The sequence below is a fragment of the Amycolatopsis echigonensis genome (genome assembly GCF_014174495.1).
GTDB lineage: Bacteria > Actinomycetota > Actinomycetes > Mycobacteriales > Pseudonocardiaceae > Amycolatopsis > Amycolatopsis echigonensis.
Window position 1 is genome coordinate 1 of record NZ_JACJHR010000157.1, and the last position, 9,201, is coordinate 9,201.

General features: G+C 67.4%; 10 protein-coding genes. 2 read left to right on the plus strand and 8 right to left on the minus strand.

What is annotated here, in order from left to right:
* Window positions 1-5: 5 nt before the first annotated feature.
* Genes H5411_RS44935 through H5411_RS44945 form a run of 3 tightly spaced genes read right to left on the minus strand, consistent with a single transcriptional unit; the run spans window position 6 to window position 2,765 of the window.
* The gene (locus tag H5411_RS44935; protein WP_183127855.1) at window positions 6-611 is read right to left on the minus strand and encodes a response regulator transcription factor; all 606 of its coding nucleotides are present in this window, start codon (window positions 609-611) and stop codon (window positions 6-8) included.
* Between the two features lie 44 nt (window positions 612-655).
* Window positions 656-1,324, minus strand: a complete 669-nt coding sequence (locus tag H5411_RS44940; RefSeq protein ID WP_183127856.1) for a sensor histidine kinase — start codon at window positions 1,322-1,324, stop codon at window positions 656-658.
* Window positions 1,325-1,331: 7 nt separating this feature from the next.
* Entirely contained in the window at window positions 1,332-2,765 is a 1,434-nt protein-coding gene (locus H5411_RS44945; protein ID WP_312878754.1) for an aldehyde dehydrogenase family protein, read from the minus strand.
* Window positions 2,766-2,922: 157 nt separating this feature from the next.
* Between H5411_RS44945 and H5411_RS44950 the strand changes: the two genes are divergently transcribed.
* Together H5411_RS44950 and H5411_RS44955 are read left to right on the plus strand one after the other, a co-directional pair.
* On the plus strand, window positions 2,923-3,714 hold the full coding sequence (locus tag H5411_RS44950; RefSeq protein ID WP_183127857.1) for a coniferyl-alcohol dehydrogenase: 792 nt from the start codon (window positions 2,923-2,925) through the stop codon (window positions 3,712-3,714).
* A gap of 43 nt (window positions 3,715-3,757) precedes the next feature.
* Window positions 3,758-4,801: an LLM class F420-dependent oxidoreductase gene (locus H5411_RS44955; RefSeq protein WP_183127858.1), complete on the plus strand. Its 1,044-nt coding sequence runs from the start codon at window positions 3,758-3,760 to the stop codon at window positions 4,799-4,801.
* Window positions 4,802-4,858: 57 nt separating this feature from the next.
* Here the strand turns inward: H5411_RS44955 and H5411_RS44960 are convergent, their stop codons facing one another.
* From H5411_RS44960 to H5411_RS44980, 5 genes are all read right to left on the minus strand, one after another.
* Window positions 4,859-6,115: a cytochrome P450 gene (locus tag H5411_RS44960; RefSeq protein ID WP_183127859.1), complete on the minus strand. Its 1,257-nt coding sequence runs from the start codon at window positions 6,113-6,115 to the stop codon at window positions 4,859-4,861.
* A gap of 26 nt (window positions 6,116-6,141) precedes the next feature.
* Entirely contained in the window at window positions 6,142-7,689 is a 1,548-nt protein-coding gene (locus H5411_RS44965; protein WP_183127860.1) for an acyl-CoA synthetase, read from the minus strand.
* Between the two features lie 25 nt (window positions 7,690-7,714).
* Window positions 7,715-8,350, minus strand: coding sequence for an RNA polymerase sigma factor (locus tag H5411_RS44970; protein WP_183127861.1), 636 nt, complete (start codon window positions 8,348-8,350; stop codon window positions 7,715-7,717).
* 9 nt (window positions 8,351-8,359) lie between these two features.
* Complete coding sequence (locus H5411_RS44975; protein WP_312878755.1) at window positions 8,360-8,833, minus strand: SCP2 sterol-binding domain-containing protein; 474 nt, start codon at window positions 8,831-8,833, stop codon at window positions 8,360-8,362.
* Window positions 8,834-8,927: 94 nt separating this feature from the next.
* Window positions 8,928-9,201, minus strand: a 274-nt coding sequence (locus tag H5411_RS44980; RefSeq protein ID WP_183127862.1) for a cytochrome C oxidase subunit IV family protein, incomplete at its 5' end; no start/stop codon positions are given.

Genomic DNA, 9,201 nt, shown 5'->3' on the forward strand with positions numbered 1-9,201 from the left:
GCCGGTCATGCCCGCTCGAGCAGCCCTTGCTGAACCGCCTTGGCGACCGTCTCCGCACGGGTGCTGGTGCCGAGCTTGCGCATGGCTTTGGTGAGGTGGTCTTTGATCGTGTGATGGCTCAGGTGCAGCCGGGCACCGATCTCGCGGTTCGTGAGCCCGGCGGCGACCAGCGCCAGCGTCTTGAGTTCCGAGTCACCGAGCAGCCGACGCGGCTCGAACACCGCGGAAGCGACACGCGCGTCCACGACGAGGTTGCCGTCGGCGACTTCGCGGAGCTGACGGCCCAGCTCACTGGAGAGGGTGGTCTTGAGCAGGAAACCGGTCGCGCCGGCCCGCACGGCCTCGCTCGCGGCGGCCGGGTCGTCGTAGCTCGTGAGAACGGCGATCCGCGAGCGCGGCAGCAGTGATCGGACTTCGCGGACCGCCTGAAGGCCGGACATCTCCCCCAGCCGCAGATCGACGACCACGAAGTCGACCGGGCTCTGACGGAGGAAGCGGCACGCCTCGGCACTGTCGAGGAAGGTGCCGACGACTTGCATTCCTTGGCGCTGGAGCACCCGGCCGAGGCCTTCGAGCACCAGCTGGTGGTCGTCGATGAGGACCGCACGCACGGCGGATCTCGTAGTCGTTCCGTCCGCTGTCTCCACCAAGGCGATCACTTCCCTGCTTGCACCGGGACCGACACACTCAGGCTGACGCCGCTGAGCCGGCCGGCCGAGGACAGCCAGAGCCGCCCTCCGAGTCGTTCGGCTTCGGCACTCAGGCTCGCCAAGCCGAGCGAGAGGCCTGCGGACTTCGTGATGATGTGGCGGACGACGGCCGCGTCGCCGATGCCGTCGTCCTCGACCATCACCGTCCACCAGCTACCGCCGCGCCGGACGATCACCAGCACTTCGGTGGCATCGGCGTGCTTGACGACGTTGGCCAGCCCTTCGCGGACACAGCGGACGACGAGGCCCGCGCACTCGTCGTCCGGCTCGGTACCCGTGCCTTCGAGCCGGATGTCGACCGTGAGATCGCTGCGCTGGAGCAGGTCGTCGACACAGGCGCGAATCCGGTCCACGACGGTCCGGCCGCGCTCGGCGTTGCCCGGCTCGAACATCCCCACCAGAACACCGCGCAGCTCGAGCGACGCCTTGTGCAGGTTGGACGCGATGCGTGCCATACGTTCGCGGACGTCCGCCGGGACCCCGGCGACGTCGGTGAGCTCCTCGATTTCCATGCTGGAAGCGAAAAGCGTCTGCGCGACGCCGTCGTGCAGCTCGGCGGCCGCCGCGCGCAGCACGCGGCGGTCGTCCACGACCGGACGCTCCACAGTGGTCACGGCGACCTCAGAAGACCCGCCGCATGAGCTTCAGCTTCTTCTCGGTGTAGGGCGGGTAGACCATCGCCGGGTCAGGCCGGGACGGCTTGGCGAGAACGGCCTTCCGGTGGCTGAACGTCTCGAAGCCCCACCGTCCGTGGTACGCGCCCATCCCGCTGTCGCCCACACCACCGAAGGGCAGGTGCGGTTCGAGGCAGTGCATCGCGACGTGGTTGACCACGGCGCCACCCGAGCTGACTTCGTCGAGTACGCGGTCGCGATCCCGGAAGTCCTTGCTGAACAGGTATGTCGCGAGCGGCTTCGGCCGCGCGTTGACGAAGGAGATCGCCTCGTCGAGCGAGTCGACGGTCAGGACCGGGAGGACCGGGCCGAAGATCTCGGCGGCCATCACGTCGGAGTCCGGGGAGGGGTCGACGATGACGGTGGGCTCGATTCCGAGCCGTTCCGCGTCGGTCCCGCCGCCGCAGGCGATGACACCGTCAGCCTGCTCGATCAGCGCGGCCACCCGGTCGAACTGCCGCCGGTTCACGATGCGCAAAGTGCCCGCCTCGTCGACACGGAACGCGCCGATCGTCTTGACGACCGCATTCACGAACTCTTCGCGGACGCTGCGGTCGACCAGGACGTAGTCGGGCGCGATGCACGTCTGACCCGAGTTCATCAGCTTCACCCACGCCACCCGGCGGGCGGCCACCTCGATGTCCGCGTGCCGGGTCACGATCACCGGGCTCTTGCCGCCCAATTCGAGCGTGACCGGCGTGAGGTGCGGGGCCGCGGCGCTCATGATCAGCTTGCCGATTTCCGTGCCACCGGTGAAGAAAGCATGGTCGAAGCCTTGCGCCAGCAGATCCTGCGTCACCTCGGCTTCGCCTTCGACGACCGCGATGGCATCCGGGTCCAGGTACTGCGGAATCAGCCGGGCGAGCAGCGCCGAGGACGCCGGGGCATGCTCGGATGGCTTGACCACCGCACAGTTGCCCGCCGCGACGGCGGCCACGAGCGGCCCGAGCGAGAGGTAGACCGGATAGTTCCAGGGGCCGATGATCAGAACGGTGCCGAGCGGCTCGTACTGGTACCAGGCCCGGCCCGGGAGCGAGCTCAGAGACAAGCCCGTGCGGCGCTTCTTCATCCACTTGCCCACGCGCTTGCGGGCGAAGGTGGCCTCGGCTTTCGTGGAGGCGATGTCGCCCAGCCACGCCTCGGCGGGCGGCCGTCCGAGGTCTTCCCCGAGTGCTGCGGCGATCTCGCTCTCCCGCTCGTCGAGCAGCCGCTCGATGGCGCGCAGTTGCCGGACTCGCCAAGCGTGTGACCGGGTGCGGCCCGACGCGAAGGTCTGGCGCAGTCCCGCCACGACACGGTCGACCGCCGGTTCCGGCGAACTGCCGGCCGGCGCGGGCACCGCGCTGCCGTTCACCGTCGTGTTCGAGACGTCCGATGTCACTGCAATCTCCTTCGATCGACAGCTTGCCGCCGGGCCTACCACCCCTTGAGCGGACACGATACCTCATTTTATAGTCTAAGTTAAAATCGAATGACGGCCGGGAGGCACCTGCCACGCCGCCCGCCGTCAGCCGAGTTTCGCTACGAAGGGACCCTCAATGACGAGCGTTAACGGCCTCCGGTGCGTCGTCACCGGCGCGGCTTCCGGAATCGGCCACGCGGTGGCCGAGCAGCTCATCAAGGGCGGCGCGGAAGTTGCAAGCCTCGACCGCAACACACCGACCGCCGCGGTGAACCAGCACATCGCGATCGACCTCAGTGACCCGGCCAGTATCGATGGCGCGGTGGAGCAGCTGGGAACCGGATGGAACGCACTCATCAACGTCGCCGGCATCCCCGGGACCGCTCCGTCCGAACTGGTCTTCAAGGTGAACTTCCTGGGCCTGCGACACCTCACGGAGTCCCTCTTCGACCGGCTCGAGCCTGGTAGCGCGATCGTGAACGTCGCCTCGACCGCGGGGTTCCGCTGGGCCGAACGACTGGAGGCACACCGGGCTCTGCTGGCGGCCGATGATTTCGAATCCGGGCTAGAATGGTTCCGGCAGAACCCGCAGGAGGGCAACACCTACAACTTTTCCAAGGAAGCTGTCATCGTCTACACGATGGCCATGGCCACGGGCCTGGTCGAGCAGGAGATGCGGATGAACGCCGTGCTGCCCGGACCCGTCGAAACGCCGATCCTGGCGGACTTCGAGGAGTCCATGGGCAAGGACAACCTCGACGGCGTCAAGTTCCTTCTCGGGCGGCACGCGACACCGGACGACATCGCGGCGCCGGTCCTCTTCCTGGCCTCACCGGAGTCGGGCTGGGTCAACGGCCATCCGCTCATCGTCGACGGAGGCATCTCGGGCGCCGTGCTGTCGGGCCTGGTGCCCGCGCCCGAGATCTGACCAAGCGACCGACTGCTCGAGCATTCATCCGAAAGAGGGCACCGTGCGTCTGGGTATTTTCGCATCGTACTCGTCGGACTTCCGCCGGACCGCGGCGGAGATCGCCGACTACGACAAGCTCGGTCTCGATGTCGCGGCCGTCGCAGAGGCCTACTCCTTCGACGCCGTGAGCCAGCTCGGCTACCTCGCTGCCAAGACCGAGAACATCCGGCTGCAGTCCGGGATCCTGGCGATCTACAGCCGGACGCCGACACTGACCGCGATGACAGCGGCCGGGCTCGACTTCGTCTCGAACGGGCGATTCGAGCTCGGCCTCGGCGCGTCCGGCCCCCAAGTCGTGGAAGGCTTCCACGGCCTGCCTTACACCGCGCCACTGGGCCGGACCCGCGAGGTCATCGACATCTGCCGCGCCGTGTGGCGCCGAGAACGCATCGAGCACTCGGGGCAGCACTACCGAATTCCGCTTCCCGCAGAAGAGGGAACGGGCCTGGGCAAGCCGCTGAAGCTGATCAACACGCCGCTGCGGGAGCGCATCCCGATCTCCCTGGCGGCGATCGGGCCGAAGAACGTCGCCCTGGCCGCAGAGATCGCCGAAGGCTGGAACCCGATCTTCTTCGCGCCCGAACGAGCTCACCTCGCCTGGGGCCAGGCCCTGGCGGAGGGCAAGAGCCTCCGAAAGCCGGACTTGGGCGAGCTGGATGTGATCGTGACCGTGGCTTTCGCTCTGGGCGACGGCGCCGAACAGCATCTCGACGCGGTCAAACCACAGCTGGCGCTCTACATCGGCGGCATGGGCGCCCGCGGCAAGAACTTCTACAACGACCTCGCCTGCCGGTACGGATACGAAGGGGCCGCCGCCGAGATCCAGGATCACTACCTGGCCGGCCGACGGGACGCCGCGGTTGCCGCGGTCCCGGACGAACTGGCCCGCGCGGTATCCCTGATCGGCACCGAGGACGAGGTCCGCGAGCAGCTCGACGCATTCTCTGCGGCCGGCGTGACGACGCTGATGCTCAACCCGCTGGCCGGAGACCCCGGGAAGCGGATCGATCAAGTTGGCAGGCTACGCGCGCTCGTGGCGAACTGACCCGACGGAAGCGGGCGCTGGACCGAGTTCCTCGGTCCAGCGCCCGCTTCCGGTGGCTCAGCGGACAGTGCAGGGCATCGACTTCACCCCATGCACGAAGTTGCCGACGAGGAACGTGGGGTCGCCCACCTGGAGCTTCGGCACCCGGTTGAGGAGCTGGTCGAAGATGGCGCGCAGCTGCGTCTTGGCGAGCATGTTGCCCATGCAGAAGTGCGGGCCGCCACCACCGAAGCCGACGTGCGGATTCGGGTTCCGCCGGACGTCGAACTTGGCCGGATCGACGAACGCCCGCTCGTCGCGGTTGCCCGAGGCGTAGAACATCACGACCCATTCACCGGCGGAGATGTGCCGGCCGTGCAGCTCGACGTCCTTGAGCACCGTGCGCCGGAACGTCATCACCGGGCTGGCCCACCGCACGAACTCCTCGATCGCGGTCTTGATCGTGCCGTCGAAGTCACCGACCAAAGCCTCGCGCTGGTCCGGGAAGTCGCAGAGCGCCTTCATCGCCAGGCTGATCGTGTTGCGCGTCGTGTCGTTGCCGGCCACCGACAGCAGCACGAAGAACGCGCCGATCTCCTCGTCGGTCAGCCGCTGCCCGTCGACCTCGGCCTGCAGCAGGTTCGTCATGAGGTCGTCGCCCGGATGTTCCCGCCGGTACTCGGCGAAGTCCATGCCGATCGACAGGAGGCTCACCAGGGAATCGTTGAGGACCTGTCCGGCCTCGCGACCGCCCGCGACGTCGGGGTCGGCCCACGACACCATGCCGTCCGCACCGTGAGCGGCAGCCTCCCGGTGCTCCTCAGGCAGGCCCATCATCTCGTAGATCGTCCACATGGGAAGGCGCTTCGAAACCTGGGAGACGAAGTCGCAATCGCCGACATCGAGCAAGTCGTCGACGATCCGGGCGGCCTGCGACTTGATCTGGTCTTCGATCTTGGCGACCTGCCGGGGTGTGAACGCGGCGCTCACCAACCGCCGCAACCGGGTGTGGCGGGGCGCGTCCATGCCGAGGAAGGACTCGGCGGCATCGAGGATGTCTTCGGGCACTTCCTCCTGCTGTACCCCGTACGCGGACGAGAACGTTTCGGGGTCCTTGCTCACCTGGGCGATGTCGGCGTTGCGAGTAATCGCCCAAATCCCCTCCTGCTCCGGAGTGGTGAGCGTGCCTTCCAACGGCGGGTGCCAGCTGATCGGGCGCTCGTCGCGGAGAACCTTGAAGGTCGCCTCGCGCTCTTCTGCCGTCGCGGCCCAGAACGACAGCGGGGAGACCGATGCCGGGTCGTACTGCCGCTTCCGCTCGATGATCGACGTCATCGTCGCTCCTGATTCTCGATGGTGTGCTAGACGGTCGCGGACGCGCCGTTGAGGTACGGCTGCCGGATGGCGTGCTTCAGCAGCTTCCCGGTGGGCGTGCGTGGGAGCTGCCCGACGAAGTCGACGCTCCGGGGCGCCTTGTAGTGCGCGATGCGGGCCCGGACGTACTCGATCAGCTCGCGTTCCAGGTCCGCGCCCGCCGCGGCGCCAGCCGCGGGTTGCACGACCGCCTTGACCTGCTCGCCCATTTCGGGGTCCGGGATCCCGATCACGGCTACGTCGAAGACCTTGGGATGCAGGGTCAGCACGGCCTCGATCTCCTGCGGGTAGATGTTCACCCCGCCAGAGATGATCATGAAGGACTTGCGGTCGGTGAGGAAGACGTATCCGTCGTCGTCGACGTACCCGACGTCGCCGATAGCCGTCCAATTCGGGTGGTCCGGGTGCTGCGCGGCCCGGGTCTTCCCGGGGTCGTTGTGGTAGACGAAGGGCAGTTCGTCGCGCTCGAAGTAGATCAGGCCGACCTTCCCCGGCGGCAGCTCGCGGTCGTTGTCGTCGCAGATGTGGACCGGCCCCAGCGCGCTTCGTCCGACCGACCCGGGACGCTCGAGCCACTGCGGGGTGTCGATGAACGTGATCCCGTTGCCTTCGGTGGAGCCGTAGTACTCGTGGATGATCGGTCCCCACCAATCGATCATCTTCCGCTTGACGTCGACCGGGCACGGCGCGGCAGCGTGGACCGCCACTTTGAGACTGCCGATGTCGTACCGGTTCCGGATCTCCTCCGGCAACTTCAGCATCCGGACGAACATCGTCGGCACCATCTGCGTGGCCGTCACGCCGTGCCGCTCGATCACGGCGAGGGCCTGCTCGGGATCGAACTTTTCCATGACGACAACGGTGGCCCCGAGCGAGTGGAACACGCCGCACCAGCGCAGCGGTGCCGTGTGGTAGATCGGCGCCGGGGACAGGTAGACGTCATCCGGGCCGAGGCCGTACATCTTCTGGAACAGCGGCACCAGGAAGTCACCCGGCTCATCGACCTGCCGGTCCGGCAGCGGAAGCCGCACCCCTTTCGGGCGTCCGGTCGTGCCGGACGAGTACAGCATCTCGGCTCCACGGGGCTGGTCCCCGAGTGCCGGGCCCGCATTTTCGAGTGCGTTCCGGTAGTCGCCGTAACCCGCGACCTCGCCTCCGAACGCCAGCTTCAGCTCGGCTGCGTTCGTCAGGGGGACGATCGCCTCGGCGATCTCCTTGAGCGCGGCGGAGACGACCAGGGCCTTCGCGCCGCTGTCGTTGACGATGTATCCGACCTCGTCCGCGGCGAGGTGGCGGTTGATGGCCGTGATGTACAGCCCGGAGCGCATCGCCGCCCAGTAGACCTCGAAGCACTCGGCCGCGTTGTCCGATAGGAGCGCGACGACGTCGCCCCGGCGCAGGCCGGCGTCGTGCAGCACCCGCGCGAGCTTCGCGGAGTCGTGGTCGAGCTCGGCGTACGTCAGCACTCGGCCGGAACCGGCCATGACGACGGCCGGCTTTTCGGGCGTCGAACGCGCGTGGATTCCGGGATACACAACAACTTCCTCTCGTCGAGCGGGGTCAGGCGTCGAACAGTTCGGGCGCCATGAGGGCGCCGAGCCGGCGCACGGCCCGCAGCTGCAGCTGCCGGACCGAGCCGTTGCTGCGTCGCATCAGCTGGGCGACTTCTTCGACCTCGAGGTGCTCGAAGAATCGCAGGTACAGGCATTCCCGCTGCTCAGCGGTCAGTTCCAGCATGCGACGCCGGAGCTCCTCGGCCGCGACCCGGCCACACACGGCCGATGCCGGGTCCGGACCGTTCGCGACGCCGTCGAAATCGTCCGGCAAGAACACTTCGTACCGGCGCCTGGCCGACTTCGCGTCGTCCAGGATGAGGTTCCGCGCGATGGTCATCAGCCACGCGCGCACCGACGTACCCCGGTAGGTGAGCGTGTTCAGCCGGCGCAGTGCGCGGAGGAACGTCTCGCTGGTGAACTCCTCGGTGAGGGTCCGATCGCCGGTGCGGACGAGGATGTAGCCGAAGATCGAGTCGACGTGCCGCTCGTACAGCTCCGCGAAGGCGCCACGATCGCCTGCTCGAGCACGCTCGGCAACGCGCCACCAGTAGCCGGCCGCCGAATCCACCGCCGGCCGGTCCGGAACGTCCGGCGCCGGAGCGACGCCGCGGTCGTCCCCTGCCAGGAGCAATCCACCCATGGAGTGCCCTCAGACCAGCAGGTCTTGGCGACCGTCGTTCGTCAGATGGTCGATGTAGACCGGGTACAGCTTCTTGCCGAGCGGAGCGAGCTTGAGCAGGCTGGCGACGTTGCCTTCGACGGAGATCTTGCCCCTGGCCATGGCGAACGGCAGGTTCACCTTGCCCTGCCAGTAGGCGTTCGCGACTTCGCCCTTCATGGACATGGTCGCCGAGGGCGTCAGCCCGTCGGTGTCCGCGCGGTGCACCTGCTTGCCCGGCATGTCGATGACGAGCTCGCTGTCAGGCTCGGTGAAGCTGAACTTGAGGACGAGACCGGTGTCCACGAGCTTGGGACCGATCTCCGCATCCTCGAACGCGGATTCGAAGATGCCGCCGATGTAGCGGTAGACCTCATCCTCATTGCTGAACGACGACATAGCTGCCTCCACGACGATGTGGTACTTGAGGCGACCCTCGCGGCCGACTGGCAGCCGGTGGATCACTCGGAGGATAGTAGCTGGTTTCTAATCTTCATTCAAACTTCTCGCGCCTCGGAACATCACTCGTTCGAGTGACAACGCACGTTCGTCGACGCCTTCAGACCAGGACGAGGGCGACCGTGGCCACGCCCGCTGACACGATCCACAAGGTGAAAGCGAGACGAAGCGGTGCGGGCGCCGAGCGCAGGTCCATGAAGTCGAGACCGACGTAGCGCACCTTGACGAACGCGATGACGACCACGAGCGCCGAGCCGGCGTGCCCGGCAACGCCGGCCAAGGGGTGATCGGCGCCCAACCACCACGAAGCGGCGGTCGCGACGACCAGCACGACCCAGACCAGGAAGACCCGAAGCGGCACGAACTCCCTCATG

Bases quoted from the DNA above. Each gene is read 5' to 3' on its own strand.
- H5411_RS44950 (WP_183127857.1), top strand. From the start codon at position 2,923: ATGACGAGCGTTAACGGCCTCCGGTGCGTCGTCACCGGCGCGGCTTCC.
- H5411_RS44960 (WP_183127859.1), bottom strand. From the start codon at position 6,115: ATGACGTCGATCATCGAGCGGAAGCGGCAGTACGACCCGGCATCGGTC.
- H5411_RS44970 (WP_183127861.1), bottom strand. From the start codon at position 8,350: ATGGGTGGATTGCTCCTGGCAGGGGACGACCGCGGCGTCGCTCCGGCG.